Below are 22,241 nucleotides of genomic sequence, written 5' to 3' on the forward strand. Positions count from 1 at the left end.
GGGGGAGGTGGCCGAAGGCCGGTGGGGGGATGTGCAGCCTCGACACCGACCGGATCGACGACCCGAAAACTCCCCCCACCGATCGCTGCGCGATCGCCTCCCCCACAGGGGGAGGAATTTAGTGCTGGCTTTCCGGCAACCGAACCACCAGCCCGTCCAGCGCGTCGCTCACCTTGATCTGGCACGACAGGCGCGAGTTCGGCTCGACGTTCTCGGCGAAGTCCAGCATCGACTCCTCCATGGCCGACTTGTCGCCGGTCTTGGACAGCCAGGCCTCGTCGACATAGACGTGGCAGGTGGCGCAGGCGCAGGCGCCGCCGCAGTCGGCGTCGATGCCGGGCACGTTGTTCTTCACCGCGCCTTCCATGACCGTCAGGCCTGGCTTCACGTCGATGAGGTGGTCCGTGCCGTCGTGCTCGATATAGGTGATCTTGGCCATGGGTCCCCTGGACTGGTTTTGAACGGTCGTTTTACGCCGCTACGTCCTTCATGGAAATCGCCGGATCCATCAACCGGGCGATATCGACGGGCGTGCGTCGGGCGATCAGCTGCTTGCCGGCCATGAATTCGGGCGGGGCGTTGACCGCCTCGACGGCCTGAACCAAGTCGCCCTTCAGGTGGAAGACGGCGAACCGGGCGGCCGCCACGTCGCCGCGCACCACCTGGCGGTCGGCGTCGAACGGCAGGCCGGCGATCTGGAGTTTGAGGTCGTACTGGTCGGACCAGAACCACGGGATCTCGTGCGGCGGCATAGGCCGGCCGGCGATGGCGGCGGCGGCCTGCTTGGCCTGTTCCAGGGCGTTGGGTACGCTCTCCAGGCGGAACTGGCGCTCATAGGTCGGCAGCGGCCGGTGGGTCAGGTCGCCGATGGCGAACACGAACGGGTCGGCCGTCCGAGCCTCGAGGTCGACCACCACGCCGTTGGTGCAGTCCAGCCCGGCGTCACGGGCCAGTTCCTCGTTGGGGATCGCCCCCACCCCGACCAGGGCGACGTCGCAGGCGATCACCGAGCCGTCCGCCAGCCGCACCCCGGTCACATGGCCATCCTGGCCGTCGAAGCCCGCGACCTTGGCGTCGAGCACGAAGGTCACGCCGCGCGCGCCATGATAGTCCTGGAAGAAGGTCGACAGGGTCTCGCAGGCCACCCGGGCCAGGACGCGCGGCTCGCGCTCAAGGATCGTGGCATGGCCGCCCAGGGCCATGGCCGAGGCCGCCGCCTCCAGGCCCACATAGCCGCCGCCGACCACGGCCAGCCGCTTGCCGGGGCCCAGGGCGCCCTTCAAGGCCTCGGCGTCGGCCGCCGTGCGCAGGGCCAGGACGCCGGCCAGGTCCGCGCCCGGAAGGGGCAGGGCGCGAGCCCGAGCGCCGGTGGCGAGGATCAGGTAGTCGTAGGCGATGACCTCGCCCGACGCCAGGGTCACGGTCTTGGCGCCGCGATTGATCGACACCGCCACCCCGCCCAGCCGCAGGGAGACCCCAGCCTCCTCGTACCAGGCGCTGGGCTTGAGCTGCAGGCTGTCGGCGTCGGCCTCGCCCTTCAGCCAGGCCTTGCTGAGCGGCGGGCGCTGGTAGGGCAGCAGGGGCTCGTCGCCGATCAGGACGATCGGGCCGACATGGCCGTACTGGCGCAGGAAGGCCGCGGCCGAGCCCCCGGCATGGCCCGCGCCGACGATGACGACGCGGCTGTTCAGATCGCCCGTGCCCGCTTCGCTCAATGCACGCATCTCCCTCGTTCAAACAAAAGTGACGATGCCGTCACTTTTTGCAAGCCGCTTCCAGCGCCGTTCAGGATCTCGCGGCCTTGATCTTGAGCAGCAGGTCCAGCCGCGGGCGAAGCTTTTCGCTCAGCGACGGGTCGCGGGCCAGGACCTTTTGGTACCAATCGATGGCCTCGTCCATGGCGGCGACGTTGATCTGGCCCTTGACCGCGTTGGCTCGGACGAAGGCCTCATCCGCGAGGAACTGGTCGGCGTCCAAGCGTCCCTTGGCGTAGGCCACACGCCACAGGGCGGCGGCCCTGGCGTTGTCCTTGGGCACGCCATCGCCGTTCCAATAGATCTGGCCAAGCGTCATATGGGCGTTCTTCTGGCCCTGGGCGACGGCCTTCTCATACCAGGTCCGCGCCTCGCCGACGTCGCGCGGCACGATCTTGCCCCGCAGGTAATAGTCGCCCACGTCGGTCTGGGCGTCGGCGTCGCCCGCCTGGGCCGCTTCGCGACACAAGGCAAGGCCACGCTCGGGGTCGGCAGGACCGCCCTGGCCGAGGATCAGCAGGTTGCCCAGCGCGCATTTCGACTTGCTGAAGCCTCGATCGGCGACCGCCTTGTAGAGGCCTCGCGCCGCCGTCGGATCGCGCGGACGGCCGTCATAGCCCCTCTCGACGCACTCGGCATGGAGGTGAGCGGCCAGGGCCCGCGCCTTGGACGCCTGTTCCCAGAGCGCGCAGGACCTGGCTTTGTCGATCGAAAAGCCGCCTCCGCCGACGAACGATGCGCTGGCGACCAGAGTCTGGGCGTCGGGATCGCCGGCGGCGGCCAGGGCCTCGAGCGCCGGCTTGCCCGCCGGGTCGCCCGCCACCAGACGCGCCTTGGCCTCGGCATAGGCCGGGCTCGCGGTCGGTTCGTCCACGCCGGCGGCGCTGGAAACGAGCAGGCCGGCGGCGAGGACGAGCGCGGGGATCATACGACCCGTTCGACCAGCATCTTCTTGATCTCGGCGATCGCCTTGGCCGGGTTCAGGCCCTTGGGGCAGACCTGGGCGCAGTTCATGATCGTGTGGCAGCGATAGAGCTTGAACGGGTCCTCGAGGTTGTCGAGGCGGTCGCCCGTGGCTTCGTCGCGGCTGTCGATCAGCCAGCGGTAGGCGTGCAACAGGGTGGCCGGGCCCAGATACTTGTCGCCGTTCCACCAGTAGCTGGGGCAAGAGGTCGAGCAGCAGGCGCACAGGATGCACTCGTAGAGGCCGTCCAGCTTGGAGCGGTCTTCCGGCGACTGCTTCCACTCGGTCTGCGGCTCGGGCGTGACGGTGTGCAGCCAGGGCTCGATCGAGGCGTACTGGGCGTAGAACAGCGTCAGGTCCGGGATCAGGTCCTTGACCACCGGTTGGCTGGGCAGCGGGCTGATCTGCACGGCCTTGCCGGGCGTGTCGGCGTGGCCGTGGGTGCAGGCCAGGGTGTTGCGGCCGCCGATGTTCATCGCGCAAGAGCCGCAGACGCCCTCGCGGCACGAGCGGCGGAAGGCCAGCGTCGGGTCGATGGTGTTCTTGATGTAGAGCAGGGCGTCCAGGACCATCGGGCCGCAGGCGTCGACGTCCACCTCGTAGGTGTCCCAGCGCGGGTTGCGGCCGTCTTCCGGGTCGTAGCGGTAGACCTTGAACGCGCGGGTGTTCTTGGCGCCGGCCGGTGCGGGCCAGGTCTTGCCGTTCTGGACGGTGGAGTTCTTGGGGAGGGTGAGCTGAACCATCGATCGTACCCTCAGTACACGCGCTGCTTGGGCGGGATGTAGTCGATGTCTTTCGACATGGTGTAGCTATGCACCGGCCGGAAATCGATCTTCACCTGGCCGGTGCCCTGGTCGAGCCAGGCCAGGGTATGCTTCATCCAGTTGGCGTCGTCGCGCGTGGAGAAGTCCTCGCGGGCGTGGGCGCCGCGGCTTTCGGTGCGGTTGACCGCCCCGGCCACGGTGACCACGGCCTGGCCGATCAGGTTGTCGAACTCCAGGGTCTCCATCAGGTCGGTGTTCCACACCAGCCCGCGGTCGCTGACCTTGATGTCCTTGGCCTTGTCCCAGACCACGCCCAGGCGCTTGAGGCCGCCGTCCAGGGTCTCGCCGGTGCGGAACACCGCGGCGTCCTCCTGCATGGCCTTCTGCATCTCCAGACGCAGGGCCGCCGTCGGCTGGCCGCCGTTGGCGTTGCGGAAGCGGTCGAAGCGCGCCACATGCGCGTCGGTCATGCTGTCCTTCAGCTCCGGCTGGGTGGCCATCGGCTTGAGGATCTCGGCGCAGCGCAGGGCGGCCGCGCGGCCGAACACCACCAGGTCGATCAGGCTGTTGGAGCCCAGGCGGTTGGCGCCGTGCACCGACACGCAGGCCGCCTCGCCCACGGCCATCAGGCCGGGGATCACCTGGTCGGGATTGTCGCCCGACTTGGTGACGACCTCGCCGTGATAGTTCGTCGGGATGCCGCCCATGTTGTAGTGGACGGTCGGCAGGACCGGGATCGGGGCCTTGGTCACGTCGACGCCGGCGAACACCTTGGCCGTCTCGGAGATGCCGGGCAGGCGCTCGTGCAGGATCTTCGGGTCGAGGTGGTCCAGGTGCAGGAAGATGTGGTCCTTGTTGGGACCCACGCCGCGGCCTTCGCGGATCTCGATGGTCATGGCCCGGCTGACCATGTCGCGCGGGGCCAGGTCCTTCACCGACGGGGCGTAGCGCTCCATGAAGCGCTCGCCCTCGGAGTTGGTCAGGTAGCCGCCCTCGCCGCGGGCGCCCTCGGTGATCAGGCAGCCGGCGCCGTAGATGCCGGTGGGGTGGAACTGGACGAATTCCATGTCCTGCAGCGGCAGGCCGGCGCGCAGGGCCATGGCGTTGCCGTCGCCAGTGCAGGTGTGGGCCGAGGTGGCCGAGAAATAGGCGCGGCCGTAACCGCCGGTGGCCAGGATCACCATCTGGGCCTGGAACCGGTGCAGGGTGCCGTCGTCCAGCTTCCAAGCGGTGACGCCCCGGCAGACGCCGTCTTCCATGATCAGGTCGAGCGCGAAGTACTCGATGAAGAACTCGGTGTCGTGGGCCAGGGACTGGCCGTACATCGTGTGCAGCATGGCGTGACCGGTGCGGTCGGCCGCCGCGCAGGTGCGCTGGATCGGGCCTTCGCCGAAGTTCTTGGTCATGCCGCCGAAGGCGCGCTGGTAGATCTTGCCGTCCACGGTGCGCGAGAACGGCACGCCCCAGTGCTCCAGCTCGTAGACCGCGGCCGGGGCGTTGCGGGTCAGGTACTCGATGGCGTCCTGGTCGCCCAGCCAGTCCGAGCCCTTGACGGTGTCGAACATGTGCCAGCGCCAGTCGTCCTGGCCCATGTTGCCCAGCGAGGCCGAGATCCCGCCCTGGGCGGCGACCGTATGGCTGCGGGTCGGGAACACCTTGGTGACGCAGGCGGTCTTCAGCCCGGCCTGGGCGCAGCCGAGCGCGGCGCGAAGGCCCGAGCCGCCGGCGCCGACGACGACGACGTCGAACTTGTGGTCGATGAACTTGTAGGCCGACATCAGAGGGCTCCGGTGAAGGCGACCTTGAGGATCGCCACGACCCCAAGAGCGCCGCCGAGGACGCAGACGAAAAGATTGGCGAGGACCAGCACGGTCTTGGTCGTGAAGTCCGGGATGTAGTCTTCGATCACCACCTGCACCTGACCCTTCAAATGGATCAGGGCGACGACGATCAGCAGGCAGAGCAGGACGGTGTTGTGCGGGATGGCCACCCACTCGGCGGCGCCGTCGAAGCCCAGGGCCGCCAGGCGCAGCACCGCGAACAGGCCCCACAGGGCCAGCGGGACCAGGGCGATGCCCGACACGCGCTCGGTGACGAAATGGCCGACGCCGTGGTGCGAAGCGCCCAGGCCGCGGGCCCGGGACATCGGCGTGCGGAAGCGGGCGGAAGGAGAAGGACCGGCCATGATCAGAGCGCTCCGGTTTGGGCGGCGATGACCCAGACGACGATCGCGCCGACCACCGCGAAGGCGATGGCCCCGGCGCCGGTCATGTCGGCGGTCTTCGGCGTGAAGCCCTTGCCGGCGTCCCAGAAGGTCTGACGCACGGTGTAGGCGATGTTGTAGAGCACGGCGACGGTCAGGCCGAACAGCACCAGCTTGCCGAGCGGCGAGCCCAGCGCCCCGGTGTAGCAGGCATAGGCGTCGGGGCCCGAGGCCAGGGCGACGGCCCAACCGGCCAGCAGGAGGACACCGACGTACAGCGCGAACACGCAGGCCCGGTGCAGGATCGAGCAGGCCATGGTGATGTGCCAGCGCCAGACTTGCAGGTGCGGCGACAGGGGGCGCTCGGGAAGGCCCCCGCGGGTGTCGGTCATGGTTGCGTCCAACCTTTGGCTTTGTGCGTTGCGGGATGCTTTTAAGCGCGACGCCGGGGGTGTCAACGCGGCCGCCCTTGTTGAGAAACGTTCTCAGGGCGTTGACCCGGCGGCCGTTTAACGGGCCTTGAACAGGTTCAGCGCCGCATGCTGCAGCAGCATGATGGTCTTGGCGTCGCGGATGCGTCCGTCGACGACCATGGCCAGCGCCTCGTCGATGGCCAGCTCCAGCACCTCAATGTCCTCGCCCTCGTCCGGATGGCCGCCGCCGTCGCCGATCCGCATCGCCGCGTCGTACTCGGCCACGAAGAAGTGCAGGATCTCGGTGACCGAGCCCGGGCTCATGAAGGCCTCGAAGACCTTGCTCACCGCGCCCAGGCGATAGCCCAGCTCCTCCTCGACCTCGGCGCGGATGCGGACCTCCGGCTCGGCGTCGTCCAGCAGGCCGGCGGCGGCCTCGATCAGCAGGTCGTCATGGCCGTTGACGAAGGCGGGGTAGCGGAACTGCCGGACCAGCAGGACCGTGCGCCGGGCCAGGTCGTAGGGCAGCAACACCGCCCCGTTGCCGCGGTCGTAGACCTCGCGGGACTGGGTCTGCCAGGTCCCGTCGCGACGCTTCCAGTCGAAGGTGGTCGTCTTCAGGACATACCAGTTGTCCGAGAGCAGCCGGGTCTCGTGGACGCGGACGCGATCCTTGACGCTCATCTGGGTCTCCTAATCCCGCACCCGCGCCACATAGTCAGCCGAGCGCATTTCCTGCAGGCGCGACACCGTCCGCTCGAACTCGAACGACCCGTCGCCAGCCGGGTACAGGGTGTCGGGCTCGCCGTGAGCCAGGGCCACCAGCTTGGCGTCGGCCTCGTAGAGGGCGTCGACCAGGGTGTTGAACCGCCTGGCCGCATCGCGCCGCTCAGGGGTCAGCAGCGGCACGTCCTCGAGGAACAGGGTGTGGAAGCGCTCGGCGACCGCCAGGTAGTCCTGTGGGCCCAGGGCCTGCTGGCACAGGCTGGCGAACGAGGCGCGCAGCAGGCCTCCGGCGGCGCGGGGGAAGTGCATCTTGCGGCCCAGCACCTCCAGCTTGGCGCCGGTCTCTTCAGCCCCGTCCAGCATATCGGTCCACAGGGCGTCGAAGGCGGCGGCGTTGGCCTTGTCGTCCGGCGCCAGCCAGGTGCGGGCGGCGCGCAGGCGGTCCAGCCGGAAGTCCACCGGTCCGCGCACGGCGACCACCTCCAGCTTCTCCTTCAGCATCTCGATGAACGGGACGAAGAGCTGGCGGTTGAGGCCGTCCTTGTAGAGGTCGTCCGGCGGGCGGTTGGAGGTGGCCACCAGGGTCACGCCCTGAGCGAACAACGCCTCGAACAGCCGGCCCAGGATCATCGCATCCGCGATATCGGTGACCTGCAGTTCGTCGAAGCACAGCAGGCGGGCCTCGGCGGCGATCAGGTCGGCGGTCGGGACGATCGGATCGTCGCCCCGATGCTGGCCGAACCGCGCCTTGCGCTCGCCCGCGTCGCCCTTGCGCCAGGCGTTGATGTGCTCGTGGACCTCCGCCATGAACACATGGAAGTGCACGCGGCGCTTGCGGCTGACCGGGGCGCTGTCGAAGAACAGGTCCATCAGCATGGACTTGCCGCGGCCGACCGGCCCCCACAGATAGACGCCCTTCTGGCCCTTCGGCTTGCGGCCGAACAGCGAGAAGCCCGGCTCGCCGGCGTTGTCGAGGTCGGCCTCAAGGCGTGAGAGGGCGTCGACCGCGGCGGCCTGGGCGACGTCGGGCTTGATCTCGCCCTGGGCCAGGCGCTCTCGGTAGGCGGTGCGAACGGATGTGGGCATCGCCACGCGGGTTAGCGCGGCGAGGACGGCGGGGGAAGACCCCAAAGGTCGGCGAGCGTCCGGAAACGGGCCATGAAACGTGGCTGGAGCCGACGTCGTTAGTTGTTCTGACACGTCAGAGGAGACCGACATGGCTCAGCCCGAAGACCGCACGATTCCCTCGGACCTCGCCCCTGAGGGCGAGACGGCGGCGCTCTACGACGCCGACGACAACCTGGACATCGACGCCGGCGCCGAGCCGCGCGACGGCCAGCTGGACGGCCAGCACGGAACCAAGACCCGCCAGGCCCGCAAGAACGAGATCAGCAACCGGCCGGTGTGAACCGCCGGGGACATGCCCTTGCGGCGTGTCCCCTTCCGGCGCACCGCCTTTGGCTGGGGACACGCCGCGAGGGCGTGTCCCCGTCCACGACGCGCCTAAACCCCCAGATCCTTCCGCACGAAGCGATACGTCTCGCGCCGCTCGCAGGCGCAGGCCTTCATCTGGCCGTCCTTGGTCCACCAGACCAGCAGCGGATAGGCGAAGTTGACGCCGTTGGCCTTGAGCAGTGGCCGCAGGTCCTCGACGGTCTTGCGGCCGGCCTCGATCACGGCGGTTCGGGCGACGTCGCCGTCGGCGGGGGCGATGCCCGTCGCCTTCCAGGCCTCGACCGGGGTGGCGTCCCACTTCTCCGACAGCGCCCAGCTTCGGTTGACCCACAGCTCGGCCACCGTCGCCCGCTCGGCCGGCGTCGACTTCGGCACGCCGTTTCGGTCGGCGCGGGCGATCTCGATCAGCCGGGTGTCGACCCCGGCCTTGTGCAGACCCGGATACTCCTCCTGCTTGAACCGCACGCAGTCGGGGCACGTGCGGAAGCTGACCATGTAGAGCTTCTGCCCGTTCAGCCCCGGCGACACCCAGCCGGAGGCCTCCAGGATCTTGGTGATCTCGGCCTGGTTCCTGGTGATCGTCTTGGGCCGCCAGCGCAGCTCGAAGTTCCAGTAGGCCCAGGCTCCCGCCCCAACGGCGGCGATCACGACGATGGCGACGAGCCAGCGGCCGAAGGTCTTCATGCGGTGGTTTCCCCTCTCAAGATCACCCAACCTCGGACGCGGCGGCCCGTACGTCAAATGTCCCCGCCTCGCCTTGGAACGGCGCGGCGCCTTGTCTAGACTCGGGCCCGGGTCGAACGCCCGCATCTGAAGGACGGCTCCGCCCGTGATCGAGATTTCCCTGCCCGACGAGGCGGCCACCCAGGCCCTGGGCGCGAAGCTGGCCATCGCCCTGCGGCCGGGCGACGCCGTCTGCCTGACCGGTCCGCTGGGGGCGGGCAAGTCAACCCTGGCCCGCGCCCTGATCCGCGCCCTGACCTCGCCGGACGAGGAGGTGCCCAGCCCCACCTTCACCCTGGTGCAGTTCTATGACGGCCCCGACTTCCCGGTCGCCCATTTCGACCTCTACCGCCTGACCGATCCCGACGAGGCCTACGAGATCGGGCTCGAGGAGGCGCTGGAGGACGGCGCGGCCCTGATCGAATGGCCCCAGCGCTTGCAAGGTCGCCTGCCGGCTGACCGACTCGCTATAGACATCACCCCCATGGGCGACGACGGCCAGGCGCGCCGCGCCGTGATCGGGGCCCACGGAACCTTCGAAGGACGACCGCTTGAGCTCTGATCGCGAAACCCTCAAGGCGGCCTTCCTGGCGGCCAACGGCTTCGGCGACGCTCGTCGCGAGCCGCTGGGCGGCGACGCCTCGACCCGCGCCTACGAGCGACTCTATCGGGACGGCGTGAGCTTCATCTTCATGGACCAGCCGCCAGCCCTGGAAAGCGTGGTCTGCCCGCCCGGCGCCAGCGACGCCGAGCGCGTGGCCCTGGGCTACAACGCCGCCGCCCGCCTGGCCGCCGGCTCGGTCGCCGCCTTCGTGGCCACCGCCGCCTATCTGCGCGGGCGCGGCCTGTCGGCCCCGGCCATCCTGGCCCACGACATCGAGGCTGGGCTGGCGGTGCTGGAGGACCTGGGCGACGGCCTCTACGCCACCCTCATCGCCGAGGGCCAGGAGGAGGCCCCGCTGTACGAGACCGCCGTCGACGTCCAGGCGGCCCTGCACGCTGAAACCCCGCCCGACGTGCTCACGGCCGACGGCGGCGTGGCCTGGCCGCTGCTGACCTACGACGCCCTGGCCCTGAAGATCGCCACCGACACCTTTCTGGAGTGGTGGCCGAAGTTCTCAGGCTTGGCCCCGTTCAGCGCCGAGGCCGTGGCCGAGTGGGACGCCCTGTGGGCCCCGGTCTGGGTGCGCGGCGAGGCGGGCGCCTCGGTGTTCACCCACCGCGACTTCCACGCCCAGAACCTGCTGTGGCTGCCCGACCGCCAGGGCGTGGCGCGCGTGGGCCTGCTGGACTTCCAGGACGCCCTGCGCGCCCACCCCGCCTGGGACTTGACCCACCTGCTGCAGGACGCCCGCCGCGACGTCTCGCCCGAGCTGGAGCAGGCCATGCTCGACCGCTATCTGACCGCCCGGCCGGGCGTCGATCGCGCGGCGTTCACCGCCGACTATCGCGCCCTGGCCGCCTCGAACGCCGCCCGGATCCTGGGCCGGGTGTTCGCGCGCCAGGCCCTGCTGGGTCGGCCGCAGTACGAGGCCTACATGCCGCGCACCTGGCGCTACCTGGAGCGAAATCTCCAGGATCCGGCGATGGCGGGGCTGAAGGCCTGGTTCGACCAGCACGTGCCGTCGGAGTTCCGCCGATGAGCGGGCCCCTCAACCAGGCGCCCAAGGTCGCCATGGTCCTAGCCGCGGGCCTGGGCACCCGCATGCGACCCCTGACCGATGACCGGCCCAAGGCCCTGGTCGAGGTCGGCGGCAAGGCGCTGATCGACCACATGCTGGACCGCCTGGCGGCCGCCGGGGTCGAGACCGCCGTGGTCAATGTCCACTATTTCGCCGACCGGCTGGAGCAACACCTGGCCCGGCGCGCCGCGACCCATCCGCTGCCGCGCATCGTCATCTCGGACGAGCGGCCCCAGGCCCTGGAGACCGGCGGCGGCGTCAAGCACGCCCTGCCGCTGCTGGGCGACGACCCGATCTGGGTGGCCAATATCGACTCCGTCTGGATCGAGGACGCCTCGGCCGTCGAGGCGGTGGCCAGGGCCTGGGACCCGGAGCGGATGGACGTCTGCCTGATGCTGGCCTCGACCGCTGGCTCCCTGGGTTTCCACGACAGCGGCGACGTCTTCCTGGCCGACGACGGGGTCGTGCGGTTCAAGGATCCGGGCGAGACCGCGCCGCTGGTCTATGTCGGCGTCCATATCTGCAAGCCGCAGGTGGTGGCCGGCGGTCCCGACGGGCCGTTCTCGCTGACCCCGATCTGGAAGACCCTGGCCGCCGACCATCGCGTGCACGGGGTCGCCCCGGCCGGGGTGTGGATGCACGTCGGCGATCCCCAGGCGCGGGACGCGGCCGAGGCCCGGCTGGGCGGCCACGGCCCGGCGGGGCCGACCTAGCCATGGCCGGCCCCTTCGACCATCCGGGGCCGCGCTGGTTCTCGATCCCCGCCCACCGGCCCTTCGTCGAGGACCTGGCGCGCGGGCTGCTGCAGGCCTTGGCCCCGCTAGGCCCCGAAGCCCTGCCCGCCGCCACCGTCCTCACCCCCACCCGACGGGGGGCCCGCGCCCTGGCCGACGCCTTCGTCCAGGTCGCGGAGGGGGCGGTCGGTGGCGGCAAGGCCCTGCTGCTGCCGCAGATCCGGCCGCTGGGCGACCTGGACGAGGGCGAGCCGCCGTTCGAGCCCGGCGACCTGAGCCTGGACCTGCCGCCCGCCGTCTCCTCGCGCCGCCGCCGGTTCGAGCTGGCCCGGCTGGTGGCCGACCACGCTCATCTGCTGTCGTTCCAGCCGCAGGCGAGCCAGGCGCTGGAAATGGCCAAGGCCCTGGCCGACTTCCTCGACAGCTGCCAGATCGAGGAGGTGATCACCGACGACGGACGCCTGGACGGCCTGGCCGAGGGGGACCTGGCGCAGCACTGGCAGGTCTCGGCCCGGTTCCTGAAGGCGGTCCTGACCGCCTGGCCGCGGCGTCTGGACGAGATGGGGCTGATCGATGTCAGCGACCGGCGGGTGCGGCTGCTCAACGCGCTGTCGGACCAGTGGGAAGCCCATCCGCCGCAGGGCATGCTGGTCGCCGCCGGCTCGACCGGGACGGCGCCGGCCACCGCCCGCCTGCTGCGCGTGATCGCCGACCTGCCGCAGGGTGCGGTCGTGCTGCCCGGTCTGGACGACGGCCTGGCAGACGACGCCTGGGACAAGGTCGACGGCCTGGCGGGCGAACAGCATCCGCAGGGGGCGATGAAGCGCCTGCTGGTCGGGGCGGGCGTGACCCGCGACGACGTCCGCCCCTGGTGGCCCGAGGCCGACAGCCGGGGCCGCTGGCGCCGTCGCCTGATCAACGAGGCCCTGCGTCCGGCCGAGGCGACGGCCGACTGGCTGGCCCAGATCGACCGGCTGCGAGCCGAGGCGCCGGGCCTGGACCCGATCGAGGAGGGGCTGAAGGGCCTGTCCCTGGTCAGCGCCCGCACCGAGGAGGAGGCCGCCGTCGCCTGCGCCCTGCTGCTGCGCGAGGCCCTGGAGACCCCCGGCCTGACCGCCGCCCTGGTCACGCCCGACCAGGAGCTGGCCCGGCGGGTCAACGCCCGGCTGATGCGCTGGGGCGTGGTCCCCGACAGCTCGGCCGGCGCGCCCCTGGCCGCCAGCGCCGCGGCGATCCTGGCCCAGCACGTCGCCGGCCTGGCGGTGGATCCGCTGAACCCCGTCCGCCTGCTGGCCGTGGCCAAGCACCCGCTGCTGCGCGCCGACGCCCAGGCGGCGCGTGACCTGGAGCTGAAGGGCCTGCGCGGCCCGGCCCCGCGCGACGCCGCCCAACTGCTGGCGCGGCTCGAAAGCTATCCCGAGGCCAAGGCCCTGGTCGAACGCGTGCTGGCCGCCGCCCATCGCGTCGCCGCGCCCTACATGGCGAACCCCAAGGCCGGCCAGCCGGCCGCCGCCGCCCGCGCCCTGGTCGAGGCCCTGGAGGCCCTGGCCGATCCGACCGACCTGTGGGCGGGTTCGGCCGGCGAGGGCCTGGCGGGCCTGCTGTCGTCGCTGATCACCGACGGCCTCGTCCTGCCGCCGGCCTCGGCCCAGGGTTTCGCCGACCTGCTGGACCGTCTCGTCAACGAGGAGGCCCTGCGCACCGGCGGGGCCACCCACCCGCGCCTGCGGATCTTCGGGGCCATCGAGGCGCGGATGGTGCGGGCCGACCGGCTGATCCTGGCCGGGCTGGAGGAGGGGATCTGGCCGCGCGGCGCGCCGATCGACCCGTTCCTGTCGCGGCCCATGCGGACCCGGCTGGGCCTGCCGCCGCCCGAGCGCCGCATCGGCCTGACCGCCCACGACTTCGCCCAGGCCGCCTGCGCCCCGGACGTGGTCCTGGTCCACAGCGAGCGGCGCGGCGGGGCGCCGGCCGTCGAGAGCCGCTGGCTGTGGCGACTGAAGACCCTGGCGCGCGGCGCCGGCCTGCGCCTGACCGAGCGTCCGGACGTGCTGGCCTGGGCTCGCGACCTCGACGCTCCCGGACCTTACGACCCGATCAAGCGTCCCGCCCCGACCCCGCCGGTCGCCGACCGGCCGCGCCGGATGGCCGTGACCCGGGTCGAGGCCCTGACCCGCGACCCCTACGCCGTCTGGGCCCGCGACATCCTCAGGCTTTACCCGCTGGACCGCCCCGACGAGCCGGTCGAGGCCCGGGCGCGCGGCACGGCGATCCACGCGGCGTTCGAGACGTTCTCGCTGGAACATCCCGGCCCCGTGCCGGCCGACGCCGCCGAGATCTTCGCCGGCCTCTATCTGGGCGAGCTGGAGAAGGCCGGCATGCCGGCCGCAGCCCTGGCCCGCGAACGCGCCCTGGCCCGCGAGGCGGCGCTGTGGGTCGCCGAGCTGGAGACCCGCCGCCGGGCCGGGGCCGAGCGGATCGTCGTCGAGGCCGCAGGCGAGCTGACCTTCGACATCGGCGGCCGGCCGTTCACCGTCACCGCCAAGGCCGACCGCATCGAGCCGACCCCGGACGGCCTGGCCCACATCCTCGACTACAAGACCGGCGCGGCGCCGTCGAAGAAGCAGGTCGAGACCGGCTTCTCGCCCCAGCTGACCCTGACCGCCGCCATCCTGCGCGAGGGCGGGTTCAAGGACATCGGTCCGCGCGAACCGGGCGAGCTGACCTATCTGCGGGTCACCGGCCGCAAGCCGGCCGGCGTGGAGGAGGTCCGAGCCGCCGCCGGGGTCGACAGCCAGGAGGCGGCGATCAAGGCTTTGCAGGGTTTGCGAGACCTGATCGAGCGTTACGACAACCCGAAGCAGCCGTATCTGTCGCGCGTGGCTCCACAGTTCGTGCACGACCACGTGGGAGACTACGGACACCTCGCGCGGGTATTCGAATGGTCGACCAGCGGCGACGACGGGGAGGGCGGCGAATGAGCCGCGCGCGGCCATGGGCCTAGGCTTCGCCATCATTTTCTTCGCCGTCGTCTCGGCCGTCCTTTTCGGACTAACGGCCTTGCTCAGCCTGGCCGTCTGGCTGCTGACCGGCCGCAAGCATCGTCGGCTGGCGCCTTGGCTGATCGCCATGCCGGTGCTCGCCGGTGCCGCCCCGGTGCTGCTCCTGGTCGGCGGTCTGGTCTGGCGCAACTTCGCCCCGCCCGCCGCGCGGTTCGAGCAGGTCTTCGACGTCAAGCCCAGCCCCCGCGTCCGCGACCTGCGGACGGCGGGCTCCGGCACCAGCGATGCGGAAGAGGTCTACCTGGCCTTCACCACTGACCAGACCGATGAGGCCTGGCTGGTCGGGCCGCCCTTCGCAAAGGTCCCCCCGCCTATCGAGGGCCAGGATCTGGTTCCCATGCCGGCCGAGACTCCGCCCGCTTGGTGGACGGCTGGACGGTGCGCGAACAGAACCGTCCATCGCGCCCGAAATCTCCGCCAATGGGACGATGTCGTCGTCACCCACTGTCACGACGACGGGCGGACCTATGTACAGGCGCGCTGGGTTGACTAGCTCGCCTCCAGACCCCCAACGCATCGCCGCCGACCCGGCCATCTCGGCCTTCGTCACGGCCAACGCCGGGTCGGGCAAGACCAAGACCCTGATCGACCGGGTCGCGCGCCTGCTGCTGGCCGGCGCCGCGCCCGAAGCGATCCTGTGCGTCACCTACACCAAGGCCGCCGCCGCCGAGATGCAGCGGCGGCTGTTCGAGCGGCTGGGCGAGTGGTGCGTCACCCCCGACGTCAAGCTGCGCGAGCAGCTGGGCGCCCTGGAGGGGCGCGACCCGGCCGGCTTCGACCCCCGCGCGCTCTCCAAGGCCCGGGGCCTGTTCGCCAAGGCGCTGGAAACCCCGGGCGGCCTGAAGATCCAGACCATCCACGCCTTCTGCGAGAAGCTGCTGCGGCGCTTCCCACTGGAGGCCGGGGTCTCGCCGGGCTTCCAGGTGATGGACGACAGCGCCAGCGCCGCCATCGCCCAGGGCGCCCTGCGGCAGGTCGCGACTTATGTCACCGACCATGACGACGCCTTCGCCCAGGCCTATGCCCGGTTCTCGGTGGCCCTGGACTTCGCCAGCTTCGAGACGATGTTCGCCACCTTCGAGAGCCAGCGCGGGGCGATCGGGGCGTATCTGGACCAGGTCGGCGGCCTGCAGGGCGCGGTCGAGGACGTCTGGCGGGTCTGCGGCTTCCACTATGGGGCCAGCAGCATCGAGGCCGTCATGGCCGAGGCCATGGCCGAGCTGGACCGCGACCTCTGGCGCTCGGTCGCCGACGTGCTGCTGAACGGGACCAAGACGGACATCAAATGCGCCGGCCAGCTGCGGGCGGTGGCCACCGATCCTGGCGCCGACCTCGACCAGGCCCTGGCGGCGCTGTTCACCGAGAAGGGGGCGGGCACGCCCATGACCTGGCCGGCCAAGACCTCGGGCCTGAAGGCGCGCGAGGACCTGCGCGCGCGGCTGCTGGCCGAGCAGGAGCGCTTGGAAGAAGCTCGCGAATGGTTGCGCGCCGCCCGGGTGGCCGAGGACAGCGCCGACGCCCTGCGCCTGGCCGCCCTCTATGTCACCTCGCACCAGATCGAGAAGGACGCCCGCGGGGCCCTCGACTTCGCCGACCTGATCGACAAGACCCGGGTGCTGCTGACCGAAAAGGTCGACGCCGCCTGGGTGCTGTACAAACTGGACGGCGGCATCGACCACATCCTGCTGGACGAGGCCCAGGATACGGCGCCGGAGCAGTGGGCGATCCTGCGGGCCCTGACCTCGGACTTCTTCGCCGGCGAGGGCGCGGTCCGCTGGCGGGCCCAGCACCCGGGCGAGGACGCCCGCACCCTGTTCGTGGTCGGCGACGAAAAGCAGTCGATCTATTCGTTCCAGGGCGCCGATCCCCAGCGCCTGTTGGCCGAGACCCAAGGCTACATCGCCCAGATCACCGCCGCCGACCGGGTCGGCAAGGCCGTGCCGCTGACCATGTCGTACCGCTCGACGGTGGAGGTTCTGAGCTTCGTCGACGCCCTGTTCTCGGCGCCGGAGACCCGCTCGGGCGTGCCGGCCCCGGCCGGCGAGGACGTGGTCCGCCACCAGCCGTTCCGGGTCGACCACAAGGGCTGCGTGGACCTGTGGCCGCTGGAGCGCGAGCTGCCGGGCGCCGAACGCGAGGCCTGGGACGCGCCGCTGGACGCCGAGACCGAGCAGGGCGCCAACCGCCGTCTGGCCGAGAAGATCGCCGGCGAGATCCAGGCCCTGATCGCCCGCGGCGACGCGGTGTTCGACAAGGAGACCCGTCAGTGGCGGCCTGCGCATCCCGGCGACGTCCTGGTGCTGGTGCGTCGGCGCAAGGCGCTGTTCGAGGAGGTGCTGCGGGCCCTGAAGCGGCGCGGCGTGCCCGTCGCCGGGGCCGACCGCCTGAGCCTGTCGGCCCATATCGTCTTCGACGACCTGCTGGCCCTCGGTCGATTCTGCCTGTTCCCTGACGACGATCTGACCCTGGCGGCCCTGCTTAAGAGCCCGTTCTGCGGCCTGACGGACGACGACCTCTACGCCCTGGCCAAGGGGCGGCCAGGTACGCTGTGGCAGGCCGTCAACGATCGCGCCGCCGAGCAGCCCCGCTGGTCCGCCGCCCGCGACCTGCTGCGCTGGGCGCTGGCCGAGAGCCGCCGCCGGCAGCCGTTCGAGTTCTACGCCCTGCTGCTGGGCCGGGTGGACGACACCACGCGCTCGAACCGCGCCAAGGTGCTGACCCGCCTGGGCGAGGAGGCGGCCGAGGCCCTGGACGAGTTCCTGGCCCAGATCCTGGCCGCCGAGCAGCGCGGGGTCCGCGACCTGGAGGCCCTGGTCGCCGACTTCGCCAGCCTGGACATCGTGGTCAAGCGCGAGATGGAGGGCGCGCGCTACGAGGTGCGGGTGATGACCGCCCACGGCTCCAAGGGGCTGGAGGCGCCGATCGTCTTCCTGCCCGAGACCACGATGAAGGGCGGGGCGCGCGGCTCGCCGCTGATGCGCACCGAGGCGGGCGGCTTCCTGTGGTGCGCCAGCAAGGCCAACGACTGCGAGGCCTCGGCGCGGGCGCGGGAGCTGCGCGAGAAGAAGGACGCCGAGGAGGCCCTGCGGCTCTACTACGTGGCCCTGACCCGGGCCCGCGACCGGCTGGTGCTGTGCGGCCGGATCGACGCGCGGACCAAGGACGAGAACGTCGGCGGCTGGTACGCCGCCGCCCAGGCCGCCTTCGCCCATCCCGACATCGCGCCGGGCGTGCGGGAGATCTCCGAGGATGTCGCCACTGGGGGCCGCAAGCGCTTCGGACCCGACCCGATGCGCGCCGAGGCCCTGGCCCCGCGCGCCATCCCCGCCCTGGTCCCGACACCGGCCTGGACCCTGGCCCCGGCGGCGCCCGAAACCCCCGCCGCCCGCTACGCCGCCCCCTCGACCCTGGAGGACGAGGCCCGGGGCAGCGCGCCCTCGCCCCTGGCGGCGGTGGCGGGCCTGGGCCGCTACCGGCGCGGCGAGATCATCCACCGGCTGCTGCAACTCCTCCCGGACATCGAACCCGCGGGCCGCAGACTGGCCGCCGGCCGCCTGCTGGCCGCCGAGCGCGACCTGACCGACGACCAGCGCGACGAAATGGCCGCCGCCGCCTTCGGGGTTCTGGAGGACGCTCGGTTCGCGGCGGTGTTCGGTCCGGGCTCGCGGGCCGAGGTCTCGGTGGCCGGCGGGGCGCGCGGCCTGCCCGCCGAGCTGAAGATCGCCGGCCGGGTCGACCGGCTGGTGGTCACGCCAGACCGCATCCTGGTGGTCGATTACAAGACCAACCGCCCCTCGCCCGACCGGATCGAACAGGCCGATCCGGCCTATCTGTCGCAGATGGCGGTCTATGCCGCGGTGCTGGCCGAGGTGTTCCCCGACCGTCCGATCGAGGCCGCCATCGTCTGGACGGACGGTCCCAAACTCATGGCGGTTCCAGAAAAGGTGATGGCCGCCGCCCTGGCCCGGCTGTTCTAGATCATTGCCGAGGGGGGCGCGGGTCCCTAAATCTTGCTGCAAGACGGGGAGCGAATCCCCAGCCAACACAGTTTTCTAGCGCGCCCCGATCCTCCGGGCGCAGATGGAGCCAAGCGATGAGCACCGTGACGGTGACCGACGAGTCCTTCGAGAAGGACGTCCTGCAGGCCGACAAGCCGGTCCTGGTCGACTTCTGGGCCGAATGGTGCGGTCCGTGCAAGCAGATCGCCCCGGCCCTGGAGCAGATCTCCGAGGAACTGGCCGATCACGTCACCGTGGCCAAGGTCAATATCGAGGACAGCCCCACCACTCCGTCGCGCTACGGCGTGCGCGGCATCCCGACCATGATGCTGTTCCGCGGCGGCCAGATGGCCTCGATGAAGGTCGGGGCCATGCCTAAGGCCAAGATCCTGGAATGGCTGAACGAAGCCGGCGTGCACCAGCCCGCCTAGGCGTTCGTTGATTTAGCGCACAGCCGCCCGCCTCGCCGACGCGAGGCGGGCGGTTTGCGTTTACGAAGGCTCGGTCTCGCTTTCGCGGAATTCGTCCGCCGGCACGAAGGCCACGCCCTCTTCGTCCAGCACCCACGCCCCCATGAACGCGGGATGCGCCGGATCCAGCTCTTCGTCGATCAGGTCGCCTTCGTAGAGGCCAACATTGCTGTAGTCGAAATCCAGCGACAGTTGATGGGCCAGGCCCACCATCTCTTCAGCCATTCGGCGCGAATAGCCCAACGCTTCGCTCTCGTTGCCGAACTCGTCGGCAAGCGTGCTCACCTCCGCCGCGTCGCTGCCTTGGGTCGCGCTGGTCGTGACGATGGTGAAAGCGGGCATTGGCGTCTCTCTTGAGTGGGGGTCCATCACCTAGCCCCGTTCGTCCGGGGCGCGGGCTACATTCTGAAAAATCGTTCCGTCTCGACCGGGGCCGTTCGATCAGTCCCCGCTCCGGGCGTTTCTCTTCGTGGCGCGATAGGTCTTCTGAAGCCCCGCCAGGCGGCGGCGTTCGGCGTCGTTGGCCAGGCGCTCGGCCTTCGACTGGACCGCCGCCAGTTCGGCGCCCAGCTTCTGGAAGTGGGCCCAGCGGGCGGGATCCAGCGCGCCGCTGTCCAGCGCGCCGCGCACCGCGCAGCCGGGCTCCTTGACGTGGCCGCAGTCGTTGAACTTGCACGTCCTGATCAGATGCTCGATGTCGTCGAACACCACGCCCAGCCCTTCTTCGGCGTCGATCAGGCCCACCTCGCGGATGCCGGGGGTGTCCAGGATCAGCCCGCCGCTCGGCAGCAGGACCAGTTGGCGATGGCTGGTCGTGTGGCGTCCTTGGTCGTCGGTCTCGCGGATCGCCTGGGTCGCCATCCGTTCCTCGCCCAGGAAGGCGTTGACCAGGGTGGATTTGCCGACGCCGGACGAGCCGATCAGCACGCAGGTCTCGCCGGGCGCCACCTGGGCCAGCAGGGCGGCCAGGCCCTGGCCTTGCCGCGCCGACACCGTCAGCACCGGGCAGCCCGCCGCCAGGGCGGCGATCGCGTCGACCTGGCCTTGCGGGTCGTCGGCCAGGTCGGACTTGGTCAGCACCACCACCGGCCGCGCGCCACTCTGCCAGGCGGCGGCCAGGTAGCGTTCGATCCGGCGCGGATTGAGGTCGGCGTTCAGCGAGGTGACCACGAACGCCACGTCGATATTGGCGGCGATCACCTGCAGGGTCTGAACGCTGTCGGCCGCGCGGCGCACGAAGGCGGTGCGGCGCGGCAGGATGGCGTGGAGGGTGGCGCCCTGGGTCGGGTTCAGCGACAGGGCCACCCAGTCGCCGACGGCCGGATGCTCCGCCTCTTCCGCCGCGTGCATCAGGCGACCCGACGCCTTGGCGCGCAGCTCGCCCTCGTCGGTGGCCACTTGGTAGCCGTCGCGATGCTGGGCGACGATGCGGCCGGGGGCGTGGCCGGCGCGCGCGTGGGGTTCGAAGGCCTCGGCCAGCGCGTCGGACCAGCCATATTGCTTGATCAAATGAGGACTTTCACAACACCGACGATCTGTCGCCGGCGCGCCTTACCTCTTCTACGACCGTCCGTCGGCGGCCGCCAGCACTCAGTGCGACCCTTGCTCGACGTCCCTTCGGCCTCAGCGCTGGGATGGGGAATCCCTAGAGCTCAAGGCAAGACGATCGCCCCGAGCCTTAGGGTTGGCTCCAGCGGGCGAAGGCGACCTGGCGCTGGCCTACTTCTTTCCGGACGTGACGATGAACGGCGAGGCCGAGACCGGGACGGTCTTCTTGTCGGCCTTCGGCTTGCGGATTTCCTTGTTGGACTTTTTCTGGCCCTTGGCCATGGCGGCTCCTGCCCGGGCGCTCGCGCGCCGGGATGTCCAGCGGGCCGAGCCGCCCTTTCGGCGTGGCGTCATCCTAGAGCTTGGCCGGGCGAGGTCCTAAGGATTTCGGGACGCCGGCGCCGGGGACATGCACGCGTGCGTGTCCCCGGTTCGCTCAGGCCGCCTTCTTGGCGGCCTTTTCCTTCTTGGGCTTCTTGTCCTTCTTGCCGTGGCCGACCTTCTCGGCCTTGGGCGCCTTGAGCTTCTTGGCCTTGGCCTCGGGCTCGGCGTGGACGTCGGACACCGCCATGTCGGCCAGCAGTTCCAGGAAGCCTTCGCGCTTGCTGGGCTTGAGCAGGGCCAGGATGCGGGCGTCGGCCATGGCCACCTTGGGGCGGCTGTCCTCCAGCACGGCGGCGCCGGCGGGGGTCAGGCTGACGGTGTTGGCGCGGGCGTCCTGGTCGGAGCGCTGGCGCTCCAGGTGGCCCTTGGTGATCATCCGGGCGACCATGTCGGCCAGGGTGGAGCGGTCGATGCCGGTGGCGCGGACCAGGCCCGTCTGGGTGACGCCCTCGTTCTCGGCTACGGCGGCCAGGACGGCGTACTGGCGCTGGGTGATTCCGCCGTTGCCGCTCTCTTCGGCATAGATGTCGAGGGCCAGTTGCAGGACCCGGTGCAGGAGGTGGCTGGGCGAGCGGGCCAGGGCTCCGCCGTGTTCCGCCTTGTCACCCTTCGTATCGCCCTTGGTCTTGGCCATGGTCCGTCGTCCCTCTTTTCCGCCGACGGACCTTTGAGTACCACGCTTAGACGTCGTTTTGACGACAGATGGTCCGTGGGCGGCGGGTTATCCGGCCTCCGGGCCCGCGCCGGGCTCCTGCGGCGCCTTGTCCTGATCGCCGTCGTGCATGTGCTTCATCATGAACGGCACCTGGGTCAGCGAGAACAGGATCATCAGGACCGCCAGGCCCGGGAACTTGAACCACACCCACACCGCGTCGGACTGGGTCCGCCAGACCGCCTCGTTGACCCCGGCCAGCACCAGGAAGCAGGCGCCGTAGCGGATGGTCAGCGTCCGCCAGGCGGCGTCGGACAGGTGCATCGCCTCGCCCAGCAGCACCTTCAGCGGGTTCTTGCGCAGCGCCACGCCGCCGAACAGGAAGCCGGCATAGGCGATGTTGAGCACGGTCGGCTTGATCTTCAGCAGGCGCGGGTCATGGAACACCAGGGCCAGGCCGCCGAACACTAGGGCGCCCAGGCCGGCGATCAGCGGCATCGGCGCCAGGCGGCGCTCGACCGCGAAGCCGAACGCCAGGGCGATCGCCGAAGCGGCCACCAGCACCCAGGTCGCGGCGGTGATGCTGCGGGTGATCAGGAAGCTGACCAGGAAGGCCAGCAGCGGCCCATAGTCGACCGCGTGGCGGATCCAGGCGGACGGCTTGGCGGTGGCGTGCGGGGCAGGGGGCGGCGTTTCGGGCGTGCTCATC

The 22,241-nt window shown here is 70.7% G+C and carries 23 protein-coding genes; 8 read left to right on the forward strand and 15 right to left on the reverse strand.

Annotated features, from left to right (window positions below; all coding sequences use genetic code 11):
• Positions 1 to 118: 118 nt before the first annotated feature.
• From ASD47_RS11300 to zapE, 9 genes are all read right to left on the reverse strand, one after another.
• A complete protein-coding gene (locus tag ASD47_RS11300) occupies positions 119 to 439 on the reverse strand; it encodes a 2Fe-2S iron-sulfur cluster-binding protein (RefSeq protein WP_056755975.1) in 321 nt (106 codons plus the stop codon).
• A 31-nt stretch (positions 440 to 470) separates the two neighbouring features.
• Positions 471 to 1,724 carry an NAD(P)/FAD-dependent oxidoreductase gene (locus ASD47_RS11305; RefSeq protein ID WP_056755978.1) on the reverse strand — a complete coding sequence of 418 codons (1,254 nt, stop codon included), beginning with the start codon at positions 1,722 to 1,724 and terminating at the stop codon, positions 471 to 473.
• A 61-nt stretch (positions 1,725 to 1,785) separates the two neighbouring features.
• Positions 1,786 to 2,682: a tetratricopeptide repeat protein gene (locus tag ASD47_RS11310; RefSeq protein ID WP_056755981.1), complete on the reverse strand. Its 897-nt coding sequence runs from the start codon at positions 2,680 to 2,682 to the stop codon at positions 1,786 to 1,788.
• Positions 2,679 to 3,461: a succinate dehydrogenase iron-sulfur subunit gene (locus ASD47_RS11315; protein WP_056755985.1), complete on the reverse strand. Its 783-nt coding sequence runs from the start codon at positions 3,459 to 3,461 to the stop codon at positions 2,679 to 2,681. The genes ASD47_RS11310 and ASD47_RS11315 overlap by 4 nt, the downstream gene beginning before the upstream one ends.
• 11 nt (positions 3,462 to 3,472) lie before the next feature.
• Positions 3,473 to 5,260 carry a succinate dehydrogenase flavoprotein subunit gene (gene sdhA, locus ASD47_RS11320; RefSeq protein WP_028039431.1) on the reverse strand — a complete coding sequence of 596 codons (1,788 nt, stop codon included), beginning with the start codon at positions 5,258 to 5,260 and terminating at the stop codon, positions 3,473 to 3,475.
• Positions 5,260 to 5,667, reverse strand: coding sequence for a succinate dehydrogenase, hydrophobic membrane anchor protein (gene sdhD / locus ASD47_RS11325; protein ID WP_056755990.1), 408 nt, complete (start codon positions 5,665 to 5,667; stop codon positions 5,260 to 5,262). The genes sdhA and sdhD overlap by 1 nt, the downstream gene beginning before the upstream one ends.
• Before the next feature lie 2 nt (positions 5,668 to 5,669).
• Positions 5,670 to 6,077: a succinate dehydrogenase, cytochrome b556 subunit gene (gene sdhC, locus ASD47_RS11330; protein WP_056755993.1), complete on the reverse strand. Its 408-nt coding sequence runs from the start codon at positions 6,075 to 6,077 to the stop codon at positions 5,670 to 5,672.
• A gap of 117 nt (positions 6,078 to 6,194) precedes the next feature.
• Positions 6,195 to 6,782 carry an NUDIX domain-containing protein gene (locus ASD47_RS11335; protein WP_056755996.1) on the reverse strand — a complete coding sequence of 196 codons (588 nt, stop codon included), beginning with the start codon at positions 6,780 to 6,782 and terminating at the stop codon, positions 6,195 to 6,197.
• A 9-nt stretch (positions 6,783 to 6,791) separates the two neighbouring features.
• A complete protein-coding gene (gene zapE / locus ASD47_RS11340; protein WP_056756000.1) occupies positions 6,792 to 7,910 on the reverse strand; it encodes a cell division protein ZapE in 1,119 nt (372 codons plus the stop codon).
• A gap of 130 nt (positions 7,911 to 8,040) precedes the next feature.
• Between zapE and ASD47_RS11345 the strand changes: the two genes are divergently transcribed.
• Positions 8,041 to 8,232, forward strand: coding sequence for a hypothetical protein (locus tag ASD47_RS11345; RefSeq protein WP_056756003.1), 192 nt, complete (start codon positions 8,041 to 8,043; stop codon positions 8,230 to 8,232).
• 95 nt (positions 8,233 to 8,327) lie between these two features.
• Here ASD47_RS11345 and ASD47_RS11350 read toward each other — a convergent pair whose 3' ends face one another.
• Entirely contained in the window at positions 8,328 to 8,963 is a 636-nt protein-coding gene (locus ASD47_RS11350) for a hypothetical protein (protein WP_056756004.1), read from the reverse strand.
• A gap of 145 nt (positions 8,964 to 9,108) precedes the next feature.
• On the opposite strand from ASD47_RS11350, the gene tsaE reads away from it, so the two are divergent.
• The 7 genes from tsaE (at position 9,109) to trxA (ending at position 18,909) form a co-directional block, all read left to right on the forward strand.
• Positions 9,109 to 9,564, forward strand: coding sequence for a tRNA (adenosine(37)-N6)-threonylcarbamoyltransferase complex ATPase subunit type 1 TsaE (gene tsaE, locus ASD47_RS11355; protein WP_056756007.1), 456 nt, complete (start codon positions 9,109 to 9,111; stop codon positions 9,562 to 9,564).
• Positions 9,554 to 10,645 carry an N-acetylmuramate/N-acetylglucosamine kinase AmgK gene (gene amgK, locus ASD47_RS11360; protein WP_056756010.1) on the forward strand — a complete coding sequence of 364 codons (1,092 nt, stop codon included), beginning with the start codon at positions 9,554 to 9,556 and terminating at the stop codon, positions 10,643 to 10,645. Before tsaE ends, amgK begins: the two co-directional genes overlap by 11 nt.
• Positions 10,642 to 11,397, forward strand: a complete 756-nt coding sequence (murU, locus tag ASD47_RS11365; protein ID WP_056756013.1) for an N-acetylmuramate alpha-1-phosphate uridylyltransferase MurU — start codon at positions 10,642 to 10,644, stop codon at positions 11,395 to 11,397. Before amgK ends, murU begins: the two co-directional genes overlap by 4 nt.
• A gap of 2 nt (positions 11,398 to 11,399) precedes the next feature.
• Positions 11,400 to 14,399, forward strand: coding sequence for a double-strand break repair protein AddB (addB, locus tag ASD47_RS11370; RefSeq protein ID WP_056756015.1), 3,000 nt, complete (start codon positions 11,400 to 11,402; stop codon positions 14,397 to 14,399).
• 13 nt (positions 14,400 to 14,412) lie between these two features.
• Entirely contained in the window at positions 14,413 to 14,973 is a 561-nt protein-coding gene (locus tag ASD47_RS26630; protein WP_156402213.1) for a hypothetical protein, read from the forward strand.
• Entirely contained in the window at positions 14,966 to 18,457 is a 3,492-nt protein-coding gene (addA, locus tag ASD47_RS11380) for a double-strand break repair helicase AddA (RefSeq protein WP_235525853.1), read from the forward strand. Before ASD47_RS26630 ends, addA begins: the two co-directional genes overlap by 8 nt.
• A gap of 116 nt (positions 18,458 to 18,573) precedes the next feature.
• On the forward strand, positions 18,574 to 18,909 hold the full coding sequence (gene trxA, locus ASD47_RS11385; protein ID WP_018061274.1) for a thioredoxin: 336 nt from the start codon (positions 18,574 to 18,576) through the stop codon (positions 18,907 to 18,909).
• 60 nt (positions 18,910 to 18,969) lie between these two features.
• On the opposite strand, the gene ASD47_RS11390 is transcribed toward trxA, so the two are convergent.
• From ASD47_RS11390 to ASD47_RS11405, 5 genes are all read right to left on the reverse strand, one after another.
• A complete protein-coding gene (locus ASD47_RS11390; protein WP_056756023.1) occupies positions 18,970 to 19,290 on the reverse strand; it encodes a hypothetical protein in 321 nt (106 codons plus the stop codon).
• A gap of 99 nt (positions 19,291 to 19,389) precedes the next feature.
• Entirely contained in the window at positions 19,390 to 20,457 is a 1,068-nt protein-coding gene (rsgA, locus tag ASD47_RS11395; RefSeq protein WP_056756024.1) for a ribosome small subunit-dependent GTPase A, read from the reverse strand.
• 210 nt (positions 20,458 to 20,667) lie between these two features.
• Entirely contained in the window at positions 20,668 to 20,778 is a 111-nt protein-coding gene (locus ASD47_RS26635) for a hypothetical protein (RefSeq protein ID WP_156402214.1), read from the reverse strand.
• Between the two features lie 154 nt (positions 20,779 to 20,932).
• Positions 20,933 to 21,514, reverse strand: coding sequence for a MarR family winged helix-turn-helix transcriptional regulator (locus tag ASD47_RS11400; RefSeq protein WP_056756027.1), 582 nt, complete (start codon positions 21,512 to 21,514; stop codon positions 20,933 to 20,935).
• Between the two features lie 87 nt (positions 21,515 to 21,601).
• Complete coding sequence (locus ASD47_RS11405) at positions 21,602 to 22,240, reverse strand: inner membrane-spanning protein YciB (RefSeq protein WP_056756029.1); 639 nt, start codon at positions 22,238 to 22,240, stop codon at positions 21,602 to 21,604.
• Between the last annotated feature and the right edge of the window lies 1 nt (position 22,241).

Source organism: Caulobacter sp. Root1472 (assembly GCF_001426985.1).
Taxonomy (GTDB): Bacteria; Pseudomonadota; Alphaproteobacteria; order Caulobacterales; family Caulobacteraceae; genus Caulobacter; species Caulobacter rhizosphaerae.

What these genes read in the sequence shown, in the direction of transcription:
- ASD47_RS11305 (WP_056755978.1), bottom strand. Translation starts at nt 1,724, where the DNA reads ATGCGTGCATTGAGCGAAGCGGGCACGGGCGATCTGAACAGCCGCGTC.
- zapE (WP_056756000.1), bottom strand. Translation starts at nt 7,910, where the DNA reads ATGCCCACATCCGTTCGCACCGCCTACCGAGAGCGCCTGGCCCAGGGC.
- sdhA (WP_028039431.1), bottom strand. Translation starts at nt 5,260, where the DNA reads ATGTCGGCCTACAAGTTCATCGACCACAAGTTCGACGTCGTCGTCGTC.
- ASD47_RS11335 (WP_056755996.1), bottom strand. Translation starts at nt 6,782, where the DNA reads ATGAGCGTCAAGGATCGCGTCCGCGTCCACGAGACCCGGCTGCTCTCG.
- ASD47_RS11345 (WP_056756003.1), top strand. Translation starts at nt 8,041, where the DNA reads ATGGCTCAGCCCGAAGACCGCACGATTCCCTCGGACCTCGCCCCTGAG.
- murU (WP_056756013.1), top strand. Translation starts at nt 10,642, where the DNA reads ATGAGCGGGCCCCTCAACCAGGCGCCCAAGGTCGCCATGGTCCTAGCC.
- ASD47_RS11390 (WP_056756023.1), bottom strand. Translation starts at nt 19,290, where the DNA reads ATGCCCGCTTTCACCATCGTCACGACCAGCGCGACCCAAGGCAGCGAC.
- ASD47_RS11310 (WP_056755981.1), bottom strand. Translation starts at nt 2,682, where the DNA reads ATGATCCCCGCGCTCGTCCTCGCCGCCGGCCTGCTCGTTTCCAGCGCC.
- ASD47_RS26630 (WP_156402213.1), top strand. Translation starts at nt 14,413, where the DNA reads ATGGGCCTAGGCTTCGCCATCATTTTCTTCGCCGTCGTCTCGGCCGTC.
- ASD47_RS11300 (WP_056755975.1), bottom strand. Translation starts at nt 439, where the DNA reads ATGGCCAAGATCACCTATATCGAGCACGACGGCACGGACCACCTCATC.
- addB (WP_056756015.1), top strand. Translation starts at nt 11,400, where the DNA reads ATGGCCGGCCCCTTCGACCATCCGGGGCCGCGCTGGTTCTCGATCCCC.
- sdhD (WP_056755990.1), bottom strand. Translation starts at nt 5,667, where the DNA reads ATGGCCGGTCCTTCTCCTTCCGCCCGCTTCCGCACGCCGATGTCCCGG.
- ASD47_RS11400 (WP_056756027.1), bottom strand. Translation starts at nt 21,514, where the DNA reads ATGGCCAAGACCAAGGGCGATACGAAGGGTGACAAGGCGGAACACGGC.
- trxA (WP_018061274.1), top strand. Translation starts at nt 18,574, where the DNA reads ATGAGCACCGTGACGGTGACCGACGAGTCCTTCGAGAAGGACGTCCTG.
- ASD47_RS11315 (WP_056755985.1), bottom strand. Translation starts at nt 3,461, where the DNA reads ATGGTTCAGCTCACCCTCCCCAAGAACTCCACCGTCCAGAACGGCAAG.
- ASD47_RS11405 (WP_056756029.1), bottom strand. Translation starts at nt 22,240, where the DNA reads ATGAGCACGCCCGAAACGCCGCCCCCTGCCCCGCACGCCACCGCCAAG.
- ASD47_RS11350 (WP_056756004.1), bottom strand. Translation starts at nt 8,963, where the DNA reads ATGAAGACCTTCGGCCGCTGGCTCGTCGCCATCGTCGTGATCGCCGCC.
- sdhC (WP_056755993.1), bottom strand. Translation starts at nt 6,077, where the DNA reads ATGACCGACACCCGCGGGGGCCTTCCCGAGCGCCCCCTGTCGCCGCAC.
- ASD47_RS26635 (WP_156402214.1), bottom strand. Translation starts at nt 20,778, where the DNA reads ATGGCCAAGGGCCAGAAAAAGTCCAACAAGGAAATCCGCAAGCCGAAG.